The sequence below is a fragment of the Janthinobacterium sp. NKUCC06_STL genome, assembly GCF_019345455.1.
In the GTDB taxonomy this organism is placed as follows: Bacteria; Pseudomonadota; Gammaproteobacteria; order Burkholderiales; family Burkholderiaceae_D; genus Janthinobacterium; species Janthinobacterium rivuli.
The window spans coordinates 229,796-250,996 of sequence record NZ_JAHKQY010000008.1 but is presented as its reverse complement, the minus strand read 5'-3'; the positions used below and the strand labels follow the sequence as shown (position 1 = coordinate 250,996).

The 21,201-nt window shown below is 63.8% G+C and carries 21 protein-coding genes; 8 read left to right on the top strand and 13 right to left on the bottom strand.

Annotated features, from left to right (window positions below; genetic code table 11):
• Positions 1–17: 17 nt before the first annotated feature.
• A complete protein-coding gene (locus KO539_RS22950) occupies positions 18–482 on the top strand; it encodes a carboxypeptidase-like regulatory domain-containing protein (protein WP_219311932.1) in 465 nt (154 codons plus the stop codon).
• Positions 483–500: 18 nt separating this feature from the next.
• Here KO539_RS22950 and KO539_RS22945 read toward each other — a convergent pair whose 3' ends face one another.
• The 3 genes from KO539_RS22945 to KO539_RS22935 form a co-directional block, all read right to left on the bottom strand.
• Complete coding sequence (locus KO539_RS22945; protein ID WP_219311930.1) at positions 501–1,538, bottom strand: oxidoreductase; 1,038 nt, start codon at positions 1,536–1,538, stop codon at positions 501–503.
• Between the two features lie 94 nt (positions 1,539–1,632).
• Entirely contained in the window at positions 1,633–2,880 is a 1,248-nt protein-coding gene (locus KO539_RS22940; protein WP_219311928.1) for a M56 family metallopeptidase, read from the bottom strand.
• Positions 2,877–3,260, bottom strand: a complete 384-nt coding sequence (locus KO539_RS22935; protein WP_219311926.1) for a BlaI/MecI/CopY family transcriptional regulator — start codon at positions 3,258–3,260, stop codon at positions 2,877–2,879. The genes KO539_RS22940 and KO539_RS22935 overlap by 4 nt, the downstream gene beginning before the upstream one ends.
• Positions 3,261–3,570: 310 nt before the next feature.
• Between KO539_RS22935 and KO539_RS22930 the strand changes: the two genes are divergently transcribed.
• Positions 3,571–4,125: a hypothetical protein gene (locus tag KO539_RS22930; RefSeq protein ID WP_158300227.1), complete on the top strand. Its 555-nt coding sequence runs from the start codon at positions 3,571–3,573 to the stop codon at positions 4,123–4,125.
• 68 nt (positions 4,126–4,193) lie between these two features.
• Here the strand turns inward: KO539_RS22930 and gatB are convergent, their stop codons facing one another.
• From gatB to gatC, 3 genes are read right to left on the bottom strand one after another with little or no spacing between them, the layout of a single operon-like run.
• A complete protein-coding gene (gene gatB, locus KO539_RS22925; RefSeq protein ID WP_374106477.1) occupies positions 4,194–5,669 on the bottom strand; it encodes an Asp-tRNA(Asn)/Glu-tRNA(Gln) amidotransferase subunit GatB in 1,476 nt (491 codons plus the stop codon).
• A gap of 38 nt (positions 5,670–5,707) precedes the next feature.
• Positions 5,708–7,192 carry an Asp-tRNA(Asn)/Glu-tRNA(Gln) amidotransferase subunit GatA gene (gatA, locus tag KO539_RS30315; protein ID WP_374106476.1) on the bottom strand — a complete coding sequence of 495 codons (1,485 nt, stop codon included), beginning with the start codon at positions 7,190–7,192 and terminating at the stop codon, positions 5,708–5,710.
• 52 nt (positions 7,193–7,244) lie between these two features.
• Positions 7,245–7,547, bottom strand: a complete 303-nt coding sequence (gene gatC / locus KO539_RS22920) for an Asp-tRNA(Asn)/Glu-tRNA(Gln) amidotransferase subunit GatC (protein WP_034784699.1) — start codon at positions 7,545–7,547, stop codon at positions 7,245–7,247.
• 351 nt (positions 7,548–7,898) lie between these two features.
• Here gatC and KO539_RS22915 point away from each other — a divergent pair, with 351 nt between their 5' ends.
• From KO539_RS22915 to KO539_RS22890, 6 genes are all read left to right on the top strand, one after another.
• Positions 7,899–8,942 carry a rod shape-determining protein gene (locus tag KO539_RS22915; RefSeq protein ID WP_010393186.1) on the top strand — a complete coding sequence of 348 codons (1,044 nt, stop codon included), beginning with the start codon at positions 7,899–7,901 and terminating at the stop codon, positions 8,940–8,942.
• Positions 8,943–9,048: 106 nt separating this feature from the next.
• A complete protein-coding gene (mreC, locus tag KO539_RS22910) occupies positions 9,049–10,104 on the top strand; it encodes a rod shape-determining protein MreC (protein ID WP_219311923.1) in 1,056 nt (351 codons plus the stop codon).
• Positions 10,101–10,613, top strand: a complete 513-nt coding sequence (mreD, locus tag KO539_RS22905; protein WP_035824494.1) for a rod shape-determining protein MreD — start codon at positions 10,101–10,103, stop codon at positions 10,611–10,613. The genes mreC and mreD overlap by 4 nt, the downstream gene beginning before the upstream one ends.
• Positions 10,614–10,625: 12 nt before the next feature.
• Positions 10,626–12,596: a penicillin-binding protein 2 gene (gene mrdA / locus KO539_RS22900; RefSeq protein WP_219311921.1), complete on the top strand. Its 1,971-nt coding sequence runs from the start codon at positions 10,626–10,628 to the stop codon at positions 12,594–12,596.
• Between the two features lie 8 nt (positions 12,597–12,604).
• A complete protein-coding gene (gene rodA, locus KO539_RS22895) occupies positions 12,605–13,720 on the top strand; it encodes a rod shape-determining protein RodA (protein WP_219311919.1) in 1,116 nt (371 codons plus the stop codon).
• Complete coding sequence (locus KO539_RS22890; protein WP_219311917.1) at positions 13,720–14,763, top strand: septal ring lytic transglycosylase RlpA family protein; 1,044 nt, start codon at positions 13,720–13,722, stop codon at positions 14,761–14,763. The genes rodA and KO539_RS22890 overlap by 1 nt, the downstream gene beginning before the upstream one ends.
• A 52-nt stretch (positions 14,764–14,815) precedes the next feature.
• Here the strand turns inward: KO539_RS22890 and KO539_RS22885 are convergent, their stop codons facing one another.
• From KO539_RS22885 to argS, 7 genes are read right to left on the bottom strand one after another with little or no spacing between them, the layout of a single operon-like run.
• On the bottom strand, positions 14,816–15,508 hold the full coding sequence (locus tag KO539_RS22885) for an SPOR domain-containing protein (RefSeq protein WP_219311915.1): 693 nt from the start codon (positions 15,506–15,508) through the stop codon (positions 14,816–14,818).
• Complete coding sequence (locus tag KO539_RS22880) at positions 15,502–16,260, bottom strand: type III pantothenate kinase (RefSeq protein WP_219311913.1); 759 nt, start codon at positions 16,258–16,260, stop codon at positions 15,502–15,504. The genes KO539_RS22885 and KO539_RS22880 overlap by 7 nt, the downstream gene beginning before the upstream one ends.
• A gap of 4 nt (positions 16,261–16,264) precedes the next feature.
• Complete coding sequence (locus tag KO539_RS22875) at positions 16,265–17,059, bottom strand: biotin--[acetyl-CoA-carboxylase] ligase (protein WP_219311911.1); 795 nt, start codon at positions 17,057–17,059, stop codon at positions 16,265–16,267.
• A 15-nt stretch (positions 17,060–17,074) separates the two neighbouring features.
• Positions 17,075–17,869 carry an SDR family oxidoreductase gene (locus KO539_RS22870; RefSeq protein ID WP_219311909.1) on the bottom strand — a complete coding sequence of 265 codons (795 nt, stop codon included), beginning with the start codon at positions 17,867–17,869 and terminating at the stop codon, positions 17,075–17,077.
• Positions 17,870–17,906: 37 nt separating this feature from the next.
• Positions 17,907–18,578 carry a thiol:disulfide interchange protein DsbA/DsbL gene (locus KO539_RS22865; protein WP_219311907.1) on the bottom strand — a complete coding sequence of 224 codons (672 nt, stop codon included), beginning with the start codon at positions 18,576–18,578 and terminating at the stop codon, positions 17,907–17,909.
• A 9-nt stretch (positions 18,579–18,587) separates the two neighbouring features.
• Complete coding sequence (locus KO539_RS22860) at positions 18,588–19,304, bottom strand: SPOR domain-containing protein (RefSeq protein ID WP_099403353.1); 717 nt, start codon at positions 19,302–19,304, stop codon at positions 18,588–18,590.
• Positions 19,305–19,324: 20 nt separating this feature from the next.
• The gene (argS, locus tag KO539_RS22855) at positions 19,325–21,034 is read right to left on the bottom strand and encodes an arginine--tRNA ligase (RefSeq protein ID WP_219311905.1); all 1,710 of its coding nucleotides are present in this window, start codon (positions 21,032–21,034) and stop codon (positions 19,325–19,327) included.
• Between the last annotated feature and the right edge of the window lie 167 nt (positions 21,035–21,201).

Sequence of the window (21,201 nt, the reverse complement as noted above, 5' to 3'; positions counted from 1 at the left end):
GACATGAGGAGAGTGAGATGGCACCAGACAGACGCGGTACCCTGACCCTGGCGGCGGCAATGCTGGCCGCCGGGCTGTTGCTGGGAAGTGCGGCGCAGGCGCAAAGCGACAGCGCACTGCCGCCCGTGCAGAAAAGCGGGGCGGTGGAATACCTAAGCGGCGGCATCGGCCTCGATGAATCGACGGCCATCAAGAGCGCCAGCCGGCACTGGCCTTTGAGCCTCGTGTTTTCCGTGCAGGCGGCGGGCAAGGCGGAATTTGCCTCCGACGTGAAGCTGACCATACGCGACGCCAAGGGCGCGCCAGTGCTGGAAACGACGGCCAGCGGACCGTTCCTGCTGGCGAAACTGGCGCCGGGCAGCTACAGCCTGAGCGCCACCCTGGCCGGCAAGACGCTGGAGCGCAAGGTGCAGGTCAAGGCAGGCAGTTCTGCGCGGGTGGAACTGGTCTGGCCGGCGGGAACGAACCAGGGCCGGCCTTGATGGGCGACGGCAGCCCGATCAGCTGACCGCGAGTACGCGCCCTTCGGCGGCGCTTTGCAGCGCCAGTTCGATCAGGCGTATCGTTGCCGCCGCATCTTCGGCCGCCACGGGCGCCGCTGCGCCATGGCGGATGGCGTCGGCCATGCCCTGGTAAAAGTCCTGGTAGCGGCCCGCCTGCATCTCCAGGTGTTCACAATGCCCGTCCGGCTGCGCGCCCAAATGCAGCGCGCCGCGCACGGGATCCGTGCCCCAGCCGGGCTGGCCCGGCCTGCCGCCCGCCTTCAGGGCGTCTTCCTGCGGGTCGAGGCCAAACTTCACGAAACTGCCTTTATCGCCATGCACGGCGAAGCGCGCCGTCGGCGCTTTTACAAGGCAGCCCGCTTGCAGCACCACGCGCAGCCGGTCGTAGTACAACACAATGTGCATGTAGTCGACGGCTTGCGCGCCATCGCGCTGCAGGGCGATATCGGCGTACAGCTTTTCCGGCATGCCGAACAGCTGCATGGCCTGGTCCAGCATGTGCGGACCCAGGTCGTACAGCAAGCCGCCGCCGGGTGCGCCGGACTCGCGCCAGCGCTGGCGGATCTCGGGGCGGAAACGGTCGAAGTGCGATTCGACGCTGGCGATGCGGCCCAGGGTGCCCTGTGCCAGCAGCGATTTCAGGGTGAGGAAATCGCCATCCCAGCGCCGGTTGTGGTACACGCTGAGCACCAGCTTGCGCTCTTTCGCCAGCGCGATCAGGCTCTGTGCTTCAACGCTGGAAATGGTAAATGGCTTGTCGACCACCACGTGCTTGCCCGCCTGCAGGGCCGCCTGCGCCAGGCTGAAATGCGCTTCATTGGGCGCGGCGATGACGACCAGTTCGATGGACGGATCGGCAAACAGCTGCGCGGGTTCCGCATATACGGTCGCTTGCGGCCAATCCTTGTGCACGAGCTCCGGCTTGCTGGAGGCGACGGCCGTCAGTTCCAGGGCATCGATGGTGGACAGGACGGGAGCGTGGAAGGTGGAGCCGGCAAAGCCGTAGCCGACCAGGCCGGTTTTGATCTTGTTCATGGCGTGTTCACAGGTGCGTGGAAGAATCCATGATCATACCCGCAAGCGGGCGGCGGCAGCGCTGCAGCAATGTTGCAACGCCGCCGCTCCTGCCTTAGTTCAGGCGCCAGACGTATTGCACCTTGACGCTGGCGCTGACAGGCTTGCCGCCAGCGAGGGCCGGCTTGAACGTGCACTTGGCGATGCCGCTGCGCGCCGCCTCATCGAGGGCCGGATGGCCGCTGCTTTTGACGACGCTCGACCCCGTTACCTTGCCGGCCGCATCCACGTCGAAGGACATGTTGACCGTGCCCTCTTCCTTCGCCTGCCGCGATGCTGCTGGCCAGACCGGCTTGTTGCAGACGCCAAAGTCGATGACGGGGCGGCGCTCCAGTACGGGCGCGCTGTCGGCGGCGACGGCCTGGCCGTAGATGCCGAGGCAGGCGCCGGCCAGTGCCAGCAGCGGCACGGCCGCCTTCCAGTTCAGGGTGTGTGGTGCGGGGCGCAGCAATCGTTTGATACGTGACATAAGATCTCCTCCGTTGGCCGCCTGGGCCAGGTGGTGGGTTGAGAACTGGAGACGTTCCAGTTCCGAGAGTGCAAGAGCCAGACGCCGCGGTTCGCCCAGTTGTCTTGCTGCGAAATCATCTGCAATGTGTTCGCGTTCGAGGCGCACGCCGCGTGAAATCCACCAGACGGCAGGGTGGAAGAACAGCAGCGCCTCGATGGCGTTTTGCAGCAGGTTGATCAGATAATCGTGGCGCCGGATGTGCGCCAGTTCGTGTGCCAGCAGCGCGTCGAGCAGGTGCGGCGGCATGCCGGTCAACAGCGCGGCGGGCACCAGCACCATGGGGCGCCAGATGCCGGCAGTGAGCGGGCTGGTGATGTTGTCGAGCACGCGCAGCCGCACGGGCCGCGTCACGCCGGCATCGTGCGCCATGTGCGACAGCCTTGCCTGCAGTGGTCCATGCGTGGCGCCCGTGTTCCTTGCGCTGCGCTCTATCCACAGCATGCCCAGCGCCATGCGCACGGCCAGCACGGCGGCGCACAGGGCCCACACGCCGACGATGGCGCGCAGCAGCAAGTCCAGGTCGGGCAGGCTGTCAGGTGCCAGCAGGGCGGGCGGCAGCAAGGCGCTGGAGTACAGGGCGCTCGTGGCGTCGCCGCCGGCCAGGCGCAGAGACAGGCCCGCCGCCGGCCATGCCAGGCAGGCCAGCAGGGCGCCGCAACCGACGGCGTAGCGCGCTTCCGGACGCGCATTGCGCAGGGCCGCCCACGCCAGCGCCGTGGCGCAACCGATCAGCAAGCCTTGCCACAGGAAGTGCAGCAGGGTCCAGCCCAGCGCCGGCACGAAGCCGCTCATGACTGATCGTCCTTGAGCATTTTTTCGATTTCTTCGCGTTCGGCGCGCGACACGCCCGTGCGCAGCGCCGCCAGCACCAGCGCCTTGGCCGAACCGGCAAAGGCCTTCTGCATCAATTCCTTGAGCAGGTTCGCCTGCAAGCTGTCCTGCGCCTGCGCCGGCGCATACACGTGCGAGCGCTGGCTTTCGTCGCGGATCAGCAAGCCCTTGGTGTGCATGATCTGCATCAGGCGCAGCACGGTGCCGTACGTGATGGCTGGCTTGGCCAGCGCCATCGCCTCGTGCACCTGCTTGGCCGTGGCAGCGCCCAGCGGCCACAGTGCCTGCAGCAGATCGAGTTCGGCCGCCGTCGGTTTCGGGATATCGTGCATCTTGGTCATGCGGTTTTCCTCTTGCCTGAAATTCAATAAGGCTAGATTAAACCTTGTAGACAAAAATGTATACTTTAATTTTCAGACTGGCGAAAAGTGCCGTTTTTAAAGCTGATATGAACTAGACATACCGATATACTTCATGTCCGGCAGCGGCGTGGGCGCAAGTCATTGGATAGAATGACAGAAATTAGTTGCGTTTGAGAAATTACTATATAATCATTGCCAATTTCGCCAGGAGTACAGTTTGGCCTGTCTGGCCGCTGCCTGTTAATCCATCTATTTATTAAGCCTCGCTGAGCCAGGCCCAACTCTCCCCATGACAATGAAAGCAGCAATCCTGTCGACAAGCTGTGCCTTGCTTCTGGCAGGATGCATTAATACGGCGCCGCACCCCCGATATATATTGCCGAATCCGGCGCAACCTTCGACTACCCTGACCATCAAGCCCATTTTCACGGGGTCGAGGAAAGTGGCTGTCGTGTGGCGTAACGAGGTCGATTTTGCTGCGGATGGAAAATGGGCGGCCCAGCGCAGTTTTACGCTGGCCAGTTTCAATAAGGATTACCAATCCAATCCAGTAGTGACGAGGCTGCCGGCTGGCGTATCGCATTTTTTCGTGAATTATCCTTTGGGGTCCTCCCACGAGTGTTCGATTTCCTTTGCTGCCCAGCTGCAGGAAGGGCGTAAATACACCTTGCGGACGGATGACAAAGCAGGCGGGTTCTTCTCTCTGGGAGGCTGCGGTGTCAGTGTGCATGACGACGATACGCAGCAAGCCTTGCCACTCATGGTGTGCCGGGACGTCGCCACGGTGTTCAGTTCATTCTTCTGTCGCAAGCCCGCTGACGCGGCTGCAGCCGGCGTCCCGTAAAGACGAAAAACATGCCTGTTGCGCATAAAAAAAGGACGCCGTGGCGTCCTTTTTTTTCAAGCGGACGGTCAGCCCGCCAGCTTGGCCTTCAGCAGCTCCGTCAGCTGGGCCGGATTGGCCTTGCCTTTGGACGCTTTCATGGCCTGGCCGATCAGCGCGTTGATGGCCGCTTCCTTGCCGGCGCGGTACTGCTCCACTGACTTGGCGTTCGCCGCCAGCACTTCATCGACGATGGCTTCCAGGGCGCCAGTATCCGAAATCTGCTTCAGGCCCTTGGCGTCGATGATGGCGTCGACCAGGTTCTCGTCGCTGGACTTCGCTTCCCACATGCCGGCGAAGACTTCTTTCGCCGCCTTGTTCGAGATGGTGCCGTCGGCGATGCGCTTGAGCATGGCGGCCAGCTGCGCGGCGGAGACGGGGGCGTCGCCCAGGTCCACGCCTTCGCGGTTCAGGGTCGACGATACGTCGCCCATCAGCCAGTTGGCGGCGGCCTTGGCGTTTTCCTTGCCGGCTTTGTCGACCACGGCGACGAAATAGGTGGCCATGGCTTTCGACTGCGTCAGCACCAGCGCATCGTAGTCAGGCAGCGCGTATTCGCTGATGAAACGGGCGCGCATGGCGGCCGGCAGTTCCGGCATCGACGCCTTGACCGTGTCGATCCACGCTTGCGAGATGACCAGCGGCGGCAGGTCAGGGTCCGGGAAGTAGCGGTAATCCTGGGCGTCTTCCTTGCTGCGCATTTCGCGCGTTTCCTTGCGGTCCGGATCGTACAAACGCGTCGCCTGCACGACCTTGCCGCCGTCTTCGATCAGCTCGATCTGGCGGCGCACTTCGACGTGCACGGCTTCTTCGATGAAACGGAAGGAGTTCAGGTTCTTGATTTCGCAGCGGGTGCCGAATTCCTTCTGGCCGACAGGGCGCACGGAGACGTTGACGTCGCAGCGGAACGAGCCTTCCTGCATGTTGCCGTCGCAAACGCCCAGCCACATGACCAGCGAGTGCAGGGCCTTGGCGTAGGCCACGGCTTCGGCGGCGCTGCGGATTTCCGGTTCCGAGACGATTTCCAGCAGCGGCGTGCCGGCGCGGTTCAAATCGATGCCGCTCATGCCTGCATAGTCTTCGTGCAGGGATTTACCGGCGTCTTCTTCCAGGTGGGCGCGCGTCAGATTGACCGTCTTGGTGACGAATTCGCCATCCTTCTCATAGCCGAAGGTCAGGGCGCCGCCGATGACGACGGGGTCTTCGAACTGGCTGATCTGGTAACCCTTGGGCGAATCCGGATAAAAATAGTTTTTACGCGCGAAGACCGAGTGCGGCGCGACGGTGGCGCCCACGGCCAGGCCGAAGCGGATCGCGCGGTCGACGGCTTGCTTGTTCATCACCGGCAGCACGCCTGGCAGCGCCAGGTCGACGGGACTCGCTTGCGTGTTGGCGTCGGCGCCGTACTTGATCGGCGAACCGCTGAAAATTTTGGATTCGGTCGTGAGCTGCACGTGGTTCTCAAGACCGATGACGACTTCCCATTGCATAGTGTTCTCGCTTATTTTTTGGTGGCGCCGCCTGGGCGGCGCGTCTGTTCTTATTAAATACCGGCAGGGCTGCGCGTATGCCAGTCCGTCACTTGCTGGAACTGGTGGGCGACGTTCAGCAGCCTGGCTTCGCCAAAGTAATTGCCGATGATTTGCAGGCCGACGGGGCGCTTGCCGTTTTTCTCGCCTTCGCCAAAGCCGCAAGGGATCGACATGCCGGGCAGGCCGGCCAGGCTGGTCGACAGGGTGTAGATGTCGGCCAGGTAGTTCGCCACCGGGTCGTCCGTCTTGTCGCCCAGGTCCCAGGCGACGGTCGGCGCGACAGGTCCCATGATGACGTCGCAGACGGAGTTCGGGCCATTCAGGACGGCGTCGAAATCCTGCGCGATCAGGCGGCGGATCTTTTGCGCTTTCAGGTAGTAGGCGTCGTAGTAGCCGTGGCACAGCACATAGGTGCCGACCATGATGCGGCGCTGCACTTCCGGGCCGAAGCCCTGCGCGCGCGACTTCTTGTACATGTCCTGCAAATCCTTGTACTCGGTGGCGCGGTGGCCATAGCGCACGCCGTCGTAGCGCGACAGGTTCGACGACGCTTCGGCCGGGGCGATCATGTAGTAGGCGGGAATCGACAAGGCGGTGTTCGGCAGCGAGATGTCGACCAGGGTGGCGCCCAGCTTTTCATACTGCGCCAGCGCGCCGCGCACGGCCGCTTCCACGTCCTTGGCCAGGCCCTCGCCGAAGTATTCGCGCGGCACGCCGATGCGCAGGCCCGTGAGGGGTTCATCCAGACTGCGCGAAAAATCTTCCGCCACGCCGCCCTGTTCCGGCGACAGGCTGGTCGAGTCGCGCTCATCGAACCCGGCCATGGCCGTGAGCAGCAGGGCGCAGTCTTCGGCCGAGCGGGCCATCGGGCCGCCCTGGTCGAGCGACGAGGCAAAGGCGATCATGCCGAAGCGCGAGACGCGGCCATACGTTGGCTTGATGCCGGTGATGCCGCAGAACGCGGCCGGCTGGCGGATCGAGCCGCCCGTGTCGGTGCCGGTGGCCGCCGGTGTCAGGCCTGCCGCGACGGCGGCGGCCGAGCCGCCCGACGAGCCGCCTGGCACGGCGTGCTTGTCCCACGGGTTCTGCACGGCGCCGAAGGCCGAATTCTCGTTGCCGGAGCCCATGGCGAATTCATCGCAGTTAACTTTACCCAGGGTGACCATGCCGGCCGCCTGGAATTTCTCCACCACGGTGGCGTCAAACGGGCTGGCGTAGTCGGCCAGCATTTTCGAGCCGGCCGTCGTGCGCCAGCCTTTCGTGACGAACAAGTCCTTGTGCGCGATCGGCACGCCCGTCAATGGCGTGGCCGTGCCGGCGGCGATGCGTGCATCCGCTTCGGCAGCTTGCGCCAAGGTCAGGGCACGGTCGACGTGCAAGAAGGCGTTCGAGTTGTCCGCTGCGATGCGGTCGAGGAAATGCGTCGCCAGTGCAACGGCGGAAATTTCCTTGTTCTGCAAGAGCGTGGACAGCTGTTTGATGGATTTTGTATGCATGGCGTTTCTATTTTGATATTCGACGGGAAGGCAACAGCATGGAGTGGCGCAGTTACTCGATCACTTTTGGCACGAGATACAGGCCATCCTGTACCTTCGGCGCCACGGCCTGGTAGGCGTCGCGGCGGTTTTGTTCCGTGGCGATGTCTTCGCGCAGGCGCAGGGCGATATTGTCCATGTGGGCGGCCAGTGGGTGGCTCAGGGGCGCCACGCCATCGGTATTGACAGCTTGCATTTGTTCCGCGAGTGCAAAAATCTTGTTCAATTGGGCCAAAGACGTGACGGCCTGGTCGTCGGCCATTTCAAGTTGGGCCAGGTGGGCGATGCGTTTTACGTCGGAGAGTGTCAGGGACATGGCGAATGGCGCGGAGTGCCGCGCATTAGTATTAAGTTGGCGTTTTGATAAAACGCGGGTATTTACTGCTATTTTGCTCACAAAAATCGAGGAATGCCGCGTAACTCGCGGCTGCAAGAGTCGCACTTTTCCATGGTTTTTGAGCAAATCGCATTCAAATTATAAGGTAGAATGGCGGGTTAATGCGTTGCCGGCGCTGATGGACCGCTGCCGCAGCATAGAAAAGATTGCGCAAGCGCCAAGCGAAACCCGAAAAAATCGCCTCCACGGATTTTCAGGGTGCCTGAAAGCGCCCGCTTTGAAACTCCCCATAAACAGCTTTTGCGCAGCTCGATGCGCTACAGGACACTCATGTTTGGTTTTTTACGCAGGTATATCTCCACCGATCTGGCCATTGACTTGGGCACGGCCAACACCCTTATTTATGTACGCGGCCTCGGTATCGTCCTGGACGAGCCATCCGTTGTCGCCATCCGCCAGGAAGGCGGTCCGAATGGCAAGAAGACCATTCAGGCAGTCGGCAAGGAAGCCAAGCAGATGCTGGGCAAAGTGCCGGGCAATATCGAAGCGATTCGTCCGATGAAAGATGGCGTGATCGCCGACTTCACCGTGACCGAGCAAATGCTCAAGCAATTCATCCGCATGGTGCACGACTCGAAATTCTTCCGTCCATCGCCGCGCATCATCATTTGCGTGCCGTGCGGTTCGACCCAGGTCGAACGCCGCGCGATCCGCGAATCGGCCCTGGGCGCCGGCGCCTCGCAGGTGTACCTGATCGAAGAACCGATGGCAGCGGCCATCGGCGCGGGCTTGCCCGTGTCCGAAGCGACCGGCTCGATGGTGGTCGACATCGGCGGCGGCACCACCGAAGTGGGCATCATCTCGCTGGGCGGCATGGTCTACAAGGGTTCCGTGCGCGTCGGCGGCGATAAATTCGATGAAGCCATCGTCAACTACATCCGCCGCAACTACGGCATGCTGATCGGCGAACAGACGGCTGAAGCCATCAAGAAGGCCATCGGTTCGGCTTTCCCGGGTTCGGAAGTGAAGGAAATGGAAGTCAAGGGCCGCAATCTGTCCGAAGGCATCCCGCGTTCGTTCACCATCTCCAGCAACGAGATCCTCGAAGCGCTGACCGACCCGCTGAACAACATCGTCTCGGCCGTGAAGAACGCGCTGGAACAGACGCCGCCGGAACTGGGCGCCGACATCGCCGAAAAAGGCATGATGCTGACGGGCGGCGGCGCACTGCTGCGCGACCTGGACCGCCTGCTGATGGAGGAAACCGGCCTGCCGGTGCTGGTGGCCGAGGATCCGCTCACCTGCGTGGTGCGCGGTTCCGGGATGGCACTGGAACGTATGGACAAGCTCGGCTCGATCTTCTCCTACGAATAATCGGATCAACGGGCCGGAGAGCGGGTCTCCGGCTTTGGTTTTGGCGCCGGCGTTTGACCGGGGCCTGCACGTTGGCGCACTGCGCCTGGCCTGATCATTGGAAGTCATGGAATACAGTCCTCCGCCACTTTTCAAACAAGGCGCCTCCGCCCGCGTCAAGATGATGGTGTTCGCCGGCATTTCTATCGCCCTGCTGCTGGTCGATTCGCGCATGCACGCGCTGACGGCCGTGCGCCAGGCAGTCGGCACCGTGCTGTATCCGGTGCAGATGGCGGCCTTGGTGCCGCGCGACGTGGCGGTCGGTGTCGGCAACTACTTTTCTTCGTTGTCTGCCCTGGAAAAACAGGTGCGCGACCTAAAGCATGAGCAAATCGCCTCGGCGCAGATCCTGCAGCAGGCGCAGCTCAACATCGTTGAAAACAACCACTTGCGCAAATTGATGGAAGCGCGCGAGCGCGTGCCCGTCAAGACCATGATGGCTGAAGTGCTGTACGACACGCGCGATTCGGCCACGCGCAAGATCGTGCTCGATCGCGGTATCCAGCATGGCGTGGAACTGGGCCGCCCCGTGATCGACAACCTCGGTGTGGTGGGGCAGGTCACGCGCGTGTTCCCGTTCACCTCCGAAGTGACTCTCTTGACGGATGAAGAGCAGGCCATTCCCGTGCAGCTGCTGCGCAATGGCGTGCGCAGCGTGGCCATCGGGCGCGGCAAGTCCGGCACCATGGAGCTGCGCTTCACGGCCCCCAGCGCCGACATCCAGATCGGCGACATCGTCATTACCTCGGGCCTCGACGGCCTGTATCCTGCCGGCCTGGCCGTGGCGCGCGTGACCCTGGTCGAGCGCAATGCGCATGGCCCGTTCGGCCGCGTCGTGTGCCAGCCGCTGGCCGGCATCGAACGCAACACCCAGCTGCTCATCCTGATGACGTCGCCGGAAATTCCGCCGCGCCCGCCCGCTGAAGATGTCAAGACGGGCCGCAAGATCGCCGGCAAGATGGCGCCGATCAAGGACCCTGCCAAGGAGGCCGCCGCTGCGGTACCAGCCGCCACGCCGGCCGCCAAGCCGCCTGCCGCCAACGCGGCTGCGCCCGCGCCCGCAAAACCTGCGACGCCAGCGCCCGCACCCGCCGCCGTGCCACCGAAGGAAGCGACACGATGAACCGCCCGCATTACATCCTGCTGCCGGTCAGCCCCCTGTTCATCGGGTTTTCCCTGCTGTGCGCTTTTTTGCTGAATTTGCTGCCGTGGGGGCAGTTCGTCGGCGTGCCTGATTTCGTCGCCCTGGTGCTGGTCTTCTGGGGCATCCACCAGCCACGCAAGGTCGGCATCGGCGTGGCGTTCTTCATGGGCCTCATGATGGACGTGCACGACTCGACCCTGCTGGGCGAGAATGCGCTGGCCTACACCTTGCTGTCGTACTTCGCCATCATGATGCACCGCCGCGTGCTGTGGTTCCCCATCCTGACGCAGGCGCTGCACGTGCTGCCGCTGCTGCTGCTGACGCAGGCGCTGCAATTGCTGACGCGGCTGATCGTCTCGGGCCGCTTCCCCGGCTGGCTCAATTTCATCGAGAGCTTCGTCGCCGTGGCCCTGTGGCCTTTTGTGACGTGGATCTTGCTGGCGCCGCAGCGCCGCGCCGTGGACCGCGACCATAACCGGCCGATCTGACGAGCGCCTGCCATGACTGAACTCAAGAACACCGAGCGCGAACTGCATTTTTTCCGCATGCGCCTGACCATCCTGGGCGCGCTTGTCTTCGTCTGCTTTTCGCTGCTGCTGGCGCGCTTCATCTGGCTGCAGGTGATCAAGCACGAGGACTATGCGACCAAGGCCGAGGACAATCGCATCGCCGTGGTGCCCATCGTGCCCACGCGCGGCCTGATCCTCGACCGCAATGGCGTGGTCCTGGCGCGCAATTACTCGGCCTATACGCTGGAAATCACGCCATCGAAATTGAGCGCCAGCCTTGATTCCGTGATCGACGAGCTGTCGACCCTGGTGCAGATCGACATCAAGGACCGCCGCCGTTTCAAGAAGCTGCTGGAAGAATCGAAGAACTTCGTCAGCGTGCCGCTGCGCACGCGTTTGACGGACGAGGAAGTGGCGCGCTTCACGGCGCAGCGTTTCCGCTTCCCCGGCGTCGAGGTGCAGGCACGCTTGTTCCGCCAGTATCCGATGGGCGAGGTGGCCTCGCACGTGGTGGGCTTCATCGGCCGCATCAACCGCAACGAAGCCAAGGCGCTGGAAGAGGGCGAGGACGCGGCCAACTACAATGGCACCGACCATATCGGCAAGGAAGGCCTGGAAAAAAGCTACGAGAAGCAGCTGCATGGCACCACCGGCTACGAAGAGGTGGAAGTGTCGGCCGGCGGGCGCGCCATGCGCACCCTGTCGCGCACGGCGGCCACCCCTGGCAATAACCTGATCCTGTCGATCGACATCGAACTGCAAAAAGTGGTCGAGGAAGCGTTCGGCGAATGGCGCGGCGCGGCCGTGGCCATCGACCCGGCCACGGGCGACATCCTCGCCTACGTCTCCAAGCCAGGCTACGACCCCAACCTGTTCGTCGACGGCATCGACCAGCAAAGCTGGAATGAACTCAATACCTCGCTGGACCGGCCGATGGTCAACCGTCCCCTGTCCGGCACCTACGCACCCGGCTCGACCTTCAAGCCCTTCATGGCGCTGGCCGCGCTCGAATTGGGCAAGCGCACGCCAAGCCAGGCGATTTCCGATCCCGGTTTCTTCATCCTCGGCGGCCATACCTTCCGCGACGACAAGGTGGGCGGTCACGGCACGGTGGACATGCACAAGTCCATCGTCGTCTCGTGCAACACCTATTACTATCAACTGGGCCGCGACATGGGCATCGACGCCATCCACGACTTCATGAAGCCGTTCGGTTTCGGCCAGCTGACGGGTATCGACCTGAATAACGAAAAGACGGGCGTGCTGCCGTCGACGGAATGGAAGCGCAACCGCTTCAAGACGCCACAGCAGAAAAAATGGGTGGGCGGCGACACGATTTCGGTGAGTAACGGTTCCGGCTACAACTCCTACACGCCGCTGCAGATCGCCCACGCGACGGCCAACCTGGCCAACAACGGCGTGGTGATGAAGCCGCATCTGGTGAAAATCATCGAAGACGCGGCCACGCGCGCGCGCACTCTGACGGTACCCAAGGAAAGCTACCGCATCGCGCTCAAGCAGGAAAACATCGACGTCATCAAGCGCGCCATGGTCGGCGTGACCAGCGAACAGGGCGGCACGGCCGCGCGCATCTTCACCGGCGTGCAGTACACGGTGGGCGGCAAGACGGGGACGGCGCAGGTGGTGGGCATCAAGAAAAACGAGAAGTACAATGCCAAGCTGCTGGCCGAACGCCTGCGTGACAACGCCTTGTTTACGGCGTTCGCGCCGGCAGACAAGCCGCGCATCGCGATTGCCATCGTGGTGGAAAACGCGGGCTTCGGCGCCGGCGTTGCCGCGCCGATCGCGCGCAAGGCGCTCGACTACTACCTGCTGGGCAAGCGTCCGAGCGACAAGGAAAAAGACACCACCAAGGTGCCCAAGGAAGATGTCGACGAAGTGCGCACCCTGGAAGAAATCACTGACGAGCAGGCCGCCCCGGCGACTCCTGCCAGGCAATAAGGAAGCACATGCCCATTAACGAGAGGCGCTCGCTGTGGCGGCGCGCCAAACCCTATCTGGCGGTGTTCGATCCGCCACTGATGATCATCATCCTGATGCTGCTCAGTACCAGCTTGCTGACCCTGTACTCGGCCAGCATCGGCATCCCGGGCAAGATCGAGGACCACCTGCGCAACATCCTGCTGTGCTTTTTCGTCATGTGGGTGGCGGCCAACGTCACGCCGCAGATGATGATGCGCATCGCCGTGCCGGCGTACACAGTATCGGTGATCTTGCTGGTGGCCGTGGCGCTGTTCGGCACCATCAAGCTTGGTGCGCGGCGCTGGCTGCATATCGGCGTGATCGACATCCAGCCGTCCGAATTCCTGAAGATCGCCACACCGCTGATGCTGGCCTGGTTCTTCCAGCACAATGCGGGCGCCCTGCGCTGGAAATCGTTCCTGATGGCGGCCGTGCTGCTGCTGGCGCCCGTCTACCTGATCGCGCGCCAGCCCGACCTGGGCACGGCGCTGCTGGTGGTGGCGGCCGGCTTTACCGTCATCTTCCTGGCTGGCCTGTCCTGGAAGGTGCTGGCCGGCTTGCTGATTACCTTTGTTTCCTGCCTGCCGATCGCCTGGTCGCACCTGCATGATTACCAGCGCGACCGCGTGATGATGCTGGTCGACCCGACCAAGGACCCGCTGGGCAAGGGCTTCCATATCATCCAGTCCATCATCGCCATCGGTTCCGGCGGCATGACGGGCAAGGGCTGGACACACGGCACGCAAGCCCACCTGGAGTTTGTTCCGGAACGCACGACCGATTTTATTTTTGCCGTGTATTCCGAGGAATTCGGCCTGGTCGGTAACTTGATCCTGATGCTGATGTATTTGCTGCTGGTGGGACGGGGGCTGATGATCGCCGCCAACGCCCCCAGTTTTTTCACTCGCCTGCTGGCAGGAGCGATCACTATGATTTTCTTTACTTACGCCTTCGTCAACATGGGCATGGTCAGCGGCATCGTGCCGGTGGTCGGCGTGCCCCTTCCATTCCTCAGTTATGGCGGCACCGCGCTGCTGACCCTGGGCGTGGCCACCGGTATCCTGATGAGCATTCAGCGCCACCGCAAGCTGGTGCAGACCTGATGCGCGCGCCTTTCGAGACCTTCGCCATGCGCGGATTGAGCCTGGCCGCTTTGCTGACCCTGGCCGCCTGCGGCACCACGCCGCAAAAGCCCGCATCGAATAACGTGCCGCTGCCATCCGGCGGCAAGGTCAAGGTGCCCGTGCGCCAGGATCCCACCCTGCCGGTATTGCCGGCGGCCGGCTCCGGGCGCGGCGGCTACTACAAGGATGATGGCCCGGGCGACAATCCGCCGGCCAACCTGCGCGACGTGCCCGACGCGGAAGTGCGCAACGAGCCGTATTCGACGCGCTCGAACCGCCCCTATGTCGTCTTCGGCAAGACGTACACGCCGATCACCGACAACGAACCTTTCAAGCAGAAGGGTACGGGTACCTGGTATGGCAAGAAATTCCATGGCCAGCGCACTTCGTCGGGCGAAATCTACGATATGTACAAGATGACGGCGGCCCATCCGACCTTGCCGATTCCGTCGTATGCGCGCGTGACGAGCATCGACAGCGGCGAGCAGGTGATCGTGCGCATCAATGACCGCGGCCCGTTCCACGCCACGCGCGTGATCGACGTGTCCTACACGGCGGCGCTGAAACTGGGCTTCCTTGGCAAGGGCAGCCACCAGGTGGTCGTCGAACGGCTGCTGCCGGCCGATATCGACGCCATCCTGGCGGCCCGTGCGGCGCCGAAGCCGGTGCCTTCCGTGGTCGCCATCTCCATCGATACGCCCGTGGAAACGGGCGCCGTGGTGCAGCCGGAAGTGTCGTCGCAGATGCTGCCCGTCGATGCGACGGTGGCCATGCCGGCACCGGCGGCGCTGGCCAGCGGCTTTTATCTGCAGCTGGGCGCCTACTCGCGCGCCGACAATGCGGAATCGGGACGTTCGCGCCTGGCGCCGTATGCGGCGGGCCTGGGGTCCCTCGGCGTGGTGCAGGCCGGTAACCTGTTCCGCCTGTACGGCGGACCATTTTCCAGCCGCGCCGAGGCGGCACGGGCGGCGGCGAATTTACCGGAATCGACAGGCATCAAGCCCATCGTCATCGAAAGATAAGCGTAGGTCGGATTAGGCGCAAGGCGCCGTAATCCGACGCGATTGCCACGTGTCATTTACAGGAGCGCAGTTCCTGTTCTTCGAACTGCTTCGTGATCTCGGCCAGCCGCGCGCGCGTGGCGGCGTCGAGGTCGCGGAACTGGTAAGCGAGCTGCTTGCTGGCGCTGTAGCGCGGTGCGACGCGGGCGCTGTGCACGCCCTGTTTGTTGAGCGATGCCAGCTGGCTTTGCGCGCTGGTTTCCGACTTGAACACGCCCAGTGAAATGCCCCAGCGCAGCGGGCTGCTTTCATTCATGATGAAGTAATTCGTCACGCCCAGCTGCTTTAATTCGCCGGCCTTGCGGTCGGCGCCTTCCTTGCTGCCCTGCGGCGGGATGTACACCATGTAGCTGGAAATATCCTGGCCGGCCACGTTGCGGCGCGACTGGCGGTCGCCCAGGCCCAGTGCCGCCACTTGCGCCTCGAAGCGGCGCCCGTCCGCCAGCAGGAAATTGCCCACTTCCGTGCACGCATACGATGGCGGCGGCGCTGGTGCGGCCGCCGCTACCACTCCCTCGGCGGCTGGCGGCGCGGCGGACGCCGTGGCCTGCTCCTGCGTCAGCAAGCTGAGTTTATTCGCTTGCAGCTGGTTTTTCAGGCGCGCCGGCTCGCGCGTCTCCGTGCGAAAACTGCCCAGATAACCCTGGCCGATGGCCAGCACCAGCAGGTTGACGCCGGCCAGCAGCCAGAAGACGAATTTCAGCATACGTGGTTTCCTTGTGTTCCTGCGGCCCCGGCGCGCGCAGCCGCCTGCAGGCCGAGCATGACGATATTATCGACCAGGTGCAGCGGTACCGCCAGCGCCAGGGCCGGCGCGATGCGTGCTGCGGCGCCGCCCGACAACAGACAGGCACTGGCGCCGTGCATGCGCACGGCCCGCTCGATGGCGCCCGCCTGGGCCGCCAGGCAGCCGGAGAGGATGGCGTCGTCCGTGTTGTCGGCAAAGCCGGCCGGCAGCGCGGCGTCGCTGGCGATTTGCGGCAGTTGCGCCGTATTGCGCGCCAGCGAGCTGGCCATCAATCCCAGTCCCGGCAAGATCATCCCGCCGAGGAAAACGCCATCTGCCGTGATGGCGTCGATGGTGGTGGCGGTGCCGCAATTGGCGACGATGACGGCCTGGCCAGGCGCCAGCGCGTGCGCGCCGATGGCGGCGGCAAAGCGGTCGCAGCCCAGCTGCGATGGCGTGCGGTAGCCGTTCGTCAGCCCTGCCAGCTGCGGCAGCGAGGCAAAGTCGCGGGCCGCGACTGGCAGCATGGCGCGCAGGCGCGTGCCGATATTGGTGCCGGCCACGTTCGACAGCAGCACCTCATGAATGGCGAGTGTCGCCCATTGCGCGGCCAGCGTGTCGATCTGCGCATGCGCGACGGCGCCGCTGGCCAGCCAGCCGCCGGCGGCACTACCGGCGGCCACGAGTGCCCATTTGATGCGCGTATTGCCGGCGTCGATCAGCAGCAGCATGTGCTTACTCCCCCAGCAGGCGCAAGGACACGTCGCCGGACATGATTTCCTGCAGCCCGCCATCGGTGCGCAGCAGCAGGCGGCCCAGCTGGTCCACGCCGGCCGCCACGCCTTGCTGCAGCAGCTGGCCGTTGTCGAGAATTTTCACGTGCTGGCCCTGCCACGCGTGCAGCGCGTTCCAGCGTTCGGCAAACGGCGCGAAGCCCGTGTCGTCGAATTCGGCCAGCATGCCGGCCAGGCGGCTGAGCAGGGCCGCCACCAGGGTATTGCGCTCCATCTGCGCCAGCCAGGGCACGGCCGAAACGCTGCGCCCGATCTGCCGTTCCAGCACATCGGGCATCAGCAGATTGATGCCGCAGCCGATTACAGCCCACACGGCGCCATCGGGCGCCTGCTGCGTCTCGACGAGGATGCCAGCCAGTTTATGGCCATCCTTGAGCAGATCGTTCGGCCATTTCAGTTGTACCGGCACGCCCAGCGAGGACATGGTCTCGGCCAGCGCCACGCCGACGGCCAGCGGCAAGCCGACCAGCTGATGCAGCGGCCCCTTGAAGCGCCAGGCCAGCGAGAACATCAGGCTGGCGTCCGCCTGCGACACCCATGGCCGTCCGGCGCGCCCGCGTCCGGCCGTCTGCTGGCCGGCGATGCGCAGGGTGGGGCCGGCCAGGGTGGCGCAGCGCGCCAGCAGGTCGGCGTTGGTCGATCCCGTTTCGTCGACCACTTCAATGGCCACGTGGGAGGCGCCCGTGGCGCAATGGGCGGCGATGGCCGCGCTGTTCAGGTCTGAGTGCTTCGTCATGGGGAGGATATGGTTTTACTGGCTGTCGCCGGATGGCTTGCTGCGCGCCTTGTGCGGCGCGTTGGCGAAGGCCAGGTCGTAGACGGCATTGGGCAGCGCGCGCAGCAGCTTGGCGACGACGCCCATCTGCCACGGGATCACGCGGTAGCTGTCGCCGTCGGCGATGGCGCGCGCGGCGCGTGCGGCGAATTTTTCGGCCAGCATCAAAAAGGGCATGCGGTAGGCGTTGTGGCGCGTCATCGGCGTGTCGATGTAGCCGGGCGTGATGGTGACGACCTTGACGCCAGCCGGCTTGAGTTCCAGGCGCAGCGATTCGCAGTAGCTGATGACGGCCGCTTTCGAGGCGCTGTAGGCTTCTGCGCCGGGCAGGCCGCGGATGCCGGCCACGCTGCCGATGCCCACCAGGCGTCCGCTGCCCTGGCTTTTCATGGTGGCGATGAAGGGCGCGAAGGTGGCGACGGTGGCCGTGACGTTGATGGCCATCAAACGCGCGAAGGCGTCCAGGTCTTCCGCGTGTTCGCTCAAGGTGCCGTAGGACACGCCGGCGCTGGCGATGACGACGTCGATGCCGCCGGCATGGGCGATGAAGTCGGCGGCCGCGCTTTTCAGGGCGGCGTGGTCGCACACATCGACGGCGTAGGCGCGGTGGCGTTCAGGGTGGGGCAGGGAGGCGATCAGTTGCTGCAGGGTGTCGCCGCGGCGGGCCAGCAAGCCCAGATGGGCGCCCTGGCGCGCGTACTGCAGCGCCAGGGCGGCGCCCAAGCCGCTCGACGCGCCCGTGATGAATACGCTGTAAAGCACGCGTTGCATCAGACGATACCCGGGCGCGCCAGGGAAGTGGCCATGCTTATTTCTTTTCCGCTTTGGCTTTCGCGACCAGCGCGTCCATCACGCTGAGCGCCTGGCCGTTCAGCTGCTCTTCGTTCTTGGCCGACTTGCTGCCCTGATCGGCTTGCGACGGCGAGGTGATGTAGCGCCCATCGATGGCGATCATGGGCCAGAACGTCACGTTATAACCTTGCATCATGGCGTCCGCGCGGCGCACGCGGGCCGAGACACCCATGGAACGGTAGGTGTCGATGAATTTCTGGCGGTCTACGCCCTGTTTGGCGACGAAATCGAAAACGGCGTCGTCGGTGTTCAGGCGGTTGCGTTCCACGTGCATGGCGTGGAAGACACTGGTGTGCAGCTTGTCGACCAGGCCCATGGCTTGCAGGGTGAAGAACAGCCGCTGCTGCGGCGCCACGCTGTCATCACGCGACACGTGCACGCGCTTGAAGACGATGTTGTCGCCCTGCTTCTTGACCCAGGCCGCCAATTGCGGTTCGAGCACGTTGCAATGCGGGCAGTAATAGGCGAAGAATTCCGTCACTTCGATTTTCTTGCCCGCTTCCGTCGCCTGCGGCGTGGGCAGGGTTTCGTACTCGACGCCGTTTTTCGGCTCGGCCGGCGAGGCCGATGCGCCCATGGCGGCCGTGCACAGTGCGACGGCGATCAGGATGTTCTTCAGAAAACGCATGCTGGTTCCTTATTTTTGGTTGCGGACGACGGCGACGTCGATGCCATTTTCAGACAGTTTCGTGCGCGCGCGGTTCATCGCTTCGAGCTGGTTGAACGGTCCGACGCGCACGCGGTGCAGCACGCCGGCGTCGGTGCTGCGGTCGCTGATGGCCGCTTCGAAGCCGAGCAGCGCCAGTTTGCCGCGCGTGCTTTCGGCGTCCGACATGTCATGGAAGGCGCCGGCCTGCAGATAATAAATCCATTTGTCGCTGGCTGCATCGGCCTTGGCTTCTTTCACGTCGGCCTTGGCTTGCGGCGCTGCTGGTGCTGCCGCCGGCGTTTTCGGCGCCGGCTTGTCCTTCAAGGTACCGATCAATTCCTGCAGCGCGTCCGGCGGCGGCGCCTTCGGCTGCTGCGCTGGCGCCGGTGCCGGTGCGGCTGGCTGCGTCGGCGTGACGATCTCGCGCGGCTCCTTGGAGAAGTCGCGCGCCGCTTCCTTGGCCGCTTCCTTGTTGCCGTACATCGGCTTGTTCGGGTCGGCGATCTGGCCGGCCGTCGGTTCGGTCGATTTGCCGGCCTTGCCCGACTTGTCGGTGAAGGGCGAGGCGCCCTTGGTGATCACCAGGGCGACCACCACGGCGATGCCCAGGCCGATGACCAGGCCGATGATGATGCCGACCAGGGTATTGCCCTGCTGGCGCCGGGTCGAAGAGAAGCGGCTGGCGTAAGAGGAAGCGTGATTCATTGACGGTTTGACCTTCGCGATTACATTTTGTTTGGCGCGGATACGCCGATCAGTGCCAGGCCGTTGCGCAGTACCTGGCGCGCGGCGATGACGAGGGCCAGGCGGGCCATCTTGACGGCTTCGTCCTCGACCAGCACTTTTTCGGCGAAGTAGAAGCTGTGCAGGTTGGCGGCCAGGTCGCGCAGGTAGAACGCCACCTGGTGCGGCCCCAGTTCCGCTTGCGCACGCGCCAGCATTTCCGGGTAGGCGGCCAGGGTCGCCAGCAGGGTTGCTTCGGTCGGTGCCGTCAGTGGGGAAAGGTCGACGTTGGCGACCGTGCTGGCATCGCCGCCCCAGTTTTCCAGGATGCGGCAGATGCGTGCATGCGCGTACTGCACGTAATAGACGGGGTTTTCATCGGTGGTTTTCAGCGCCACGTCGACGTCGAAGACGAATTCCGTGTCGGCCTTGCGCGAGATCAGGAAGAAGCGCACGGCGTCGCGGCCTTTGGCGATGTCGCCGCCGCCCGACCATTCGATCAGGTCGCGCACGGTGACGTAGGAGCCGGCGCGCTTCGAAATCTTGACTTCTTCGCCGTCCTTCATGACGGTGACCATTTTGTGCAGCACGTAGTCGGGGTAGCCTTGCGGGATGCCCATGTCGACCGCCTGCAGGCCGGCGCGCACGCGCGCGATGGTGCCGTGGTGGTCGCTGCCCTGGATATTGATGGCTTGCACGAAGCCGCGCTGCCATTTCACCAGGTGATACGCCACGTCCGGTACGAAATACGTGTAGGTGCCGTCCGTCTTGCGCATCACGCGGTCCTTGTCGTCGCCGAAGTCGGTGGTGCGCAGCCACAGCGCGCCATCCTGCTCGTAGGTGTGGCCCGCCTTGATCAGGGTTTCGACGGCGCTATTGACCTTGCCGTCCGCGTACAGCGACGATTCCAGGTAGTAATTGTCGAACTTCACGCCAAACGCCTGCAAGTCGATGTCCTGCTCGTTGCGCAGGTAAGTCACTGCAAACGGGCGGATCGAATCGATGTCTTCGACGTTGCCATTGGCCGACGCCGGCTGGCCATCGCTGGCCGAGACGGTCTTGCCGGCCTTGAAGTCGTTGGCGATATCGGCGATATAGTCGCCGTTGTAGGCGGACTCTGGCCATTCGGCGTCGCCCGGCTTGAAGCCGCGCGCACGCGCCTGCACGGAATTGGCCAGGGTCTGGATCTGCACGCCCGCGTCGTTATAGTAGAACTCGCGCGTGACCTGGTAGCCTTGCGCGTCGAACAGCGAGGACAGGGCGTCGCCCAGGGCCGCCTGGCGGCCGTGGCCCACGTGCAGCGGACCGGTCGGATTGGCCGAGACGAATTCCAAGATGACTTGCTTGCCGGCGCCTGCCGTGCTGCGGCCATAGCCGTCGGCTTCGCTCAGGATGGTTTTCACCACGGCCTGCTTGGCGGCGTTTGACACGCGCACGTTGATGAAGCCGGGACCGGCGATTTCCACTGCCTCGACCAGGCCCTTGCCGGCCGGGTTGGCCAGCACGGCCGCAACGATGGTTTGCGCCAGTTCACGGGGATTCTGTTTCAGCTGCTTGGCCAGTTGCATGGCGATATTGCAGGCGACGTCGCCATGCGATGCATCGCGTGGTCGCTCGAGCACCACGGCAGGCGCTAGCGAAGTGCCGGCCAGGACGGGAGCGAGGGCGGCCTGGAACAGGGCGATGATTTCTTGTTTCTGTTGGGCGAGCATGAGCAGGATGGCGGCGGAACCGCGTTAAGAATGAATAGAATGAATCGAAAAGCAAAACGGACGGCCAGTACCCAAGCCGCCCAGACTGCGTTAATTATACTGGTTTGCTGCCCGGAACAATACGCTGGCAGGCAGTGTGCCCGTGCCGGCGCGTTTCACGATATTAT

Coding starts and splice junctions, on each gene's coding strand:
- KO539_RS22885 (WP_219311915.1), bottom strand. CDS start 15,508: ATGCTGAAATTCGTCTTCTGGCTGCTGGCCGGCGTCAACCTGCTGGTG.
- mreD (WP_035824494.1), top strand. CDS start 10,101: ATGAACCGCCCGCATTACATCCTGCTGCCGGTCAGCCCCCTGTTCATC.
- argS (WP_219311905.1), bottom strand. CDS start 21,034: ATGCTCGCCCAACAGAAACAAGAAATCATCGCCCTGTTCCAGGCCGCC.
- KO539_RS22930 (WP_158300227.1), top strand. CDS start 3,571: ATGACAATGAAAGCAGCAATCCTGTCGACAAGCTGTGCCTTGCTTCTG.
- KO539_RS22935 (WP_219311926.1), bottom strand. CDS start 3,260: ATGACCAAGATGCACGATATCCCGAAACCGACGGCGGCCGAACTCGAT.
- mreC (WP_219311923.1), top strand. CDS start 9,049: ATGGAATACAGTCCTCCGCCACTTTTCAAACAAGGCGCCTCCGCCCGC.
- rodA (WP_219311919.1), top strand. CDS start 12,605: ATGCCCATTAACGAGAGGCGCTCGCTGTGGCGGCGCGCCAAACCCTAT.
- KO539_RS22875 (WP_219311911.1), bottom strand. CDS start 17,059: ATGACGAAGCACTCAGACCTGAACAGCGCGGCCATCGCCGCCCATTGC.
- mrdA (WP_219311921.1), top strand. CDS start 10,626: ATGACTGAACTCAAGAACACCGAGCGCGAACTGCATTTTTTCCGCATG.
- KO539_RS22915 (WP_010393186.1), top strand. CDS start 7,899: ATGTTTGGTTTTTTACGCAGGTATATCTCCACCGATCTGGCCATTGAC.
- KO539_RS22880 (WP_219311913.1), bottom strand. CDS start 16,260: ATGCTGCTGCTGATCGACGCCGGCAATACGCGCATCAAATGGGCACTC.
- KO539_RS22890 (WP_219311917.1), top strand. CDS start 13,720: ATGCGCGCGCCTTTCGAGACCTTCGCCATGCGCGGATTGAGCCTGGCC.
- gatC (WP_034784699.1), bottom strand. CDS start 7,547: ATGTCCCTGACACTCTCCGACGTAAAACGCATCGCCCACCTGGCCCAA.
- KO539_RS22870 (WP_219311909.1), bottom strand. CDS start 17,869: ATGCAACGCGTGCTTTACAGCGTATTCATCACGGGCGCGTCGAGCGGC.
- KO539_RS22950 (WP_219311932.1), top strand. CDS start 18: ATGGCACCAGACAGACGCGGTACCCTGACCCTGGCGGCGGCAATGCTG.
- KO539_RS22865 (WP_219311907.1), bottom strand. CDS start 18,578: ATGCGTTTTCTGAAGAACATCCTGATCGCCGTCGCACTGTGCACGGCC.
- KO539_RS22860 (WP_099403353.1), bottom strand. CDS start 19,304: ATGAATCACGCTTCCTCTTACGCCAGCCGCTTCTCTTCGACCCGGCGC.
- KO539_RS22940 (WP_219311928.1), bottom strand. CDS start 2,880: ATGAGCGGCTTCGTGCCGGCGCTGGGCTGGACCCTGCTGCACTTCCTG.
- KO539_RS22945 (WP_219311930.1), bottom strand. CDS start 1,538: ATGAACAAGATCAAAACCGGCCTGGTCGGCTACGGCTTTGCCGGCTCC.
- gatA (WP_374106476.1), bottom strand. CDS start 7,192: ATGCATACAAAATCCATCAAACAGCTGTCCACGCTCTTGCAGAACAAG.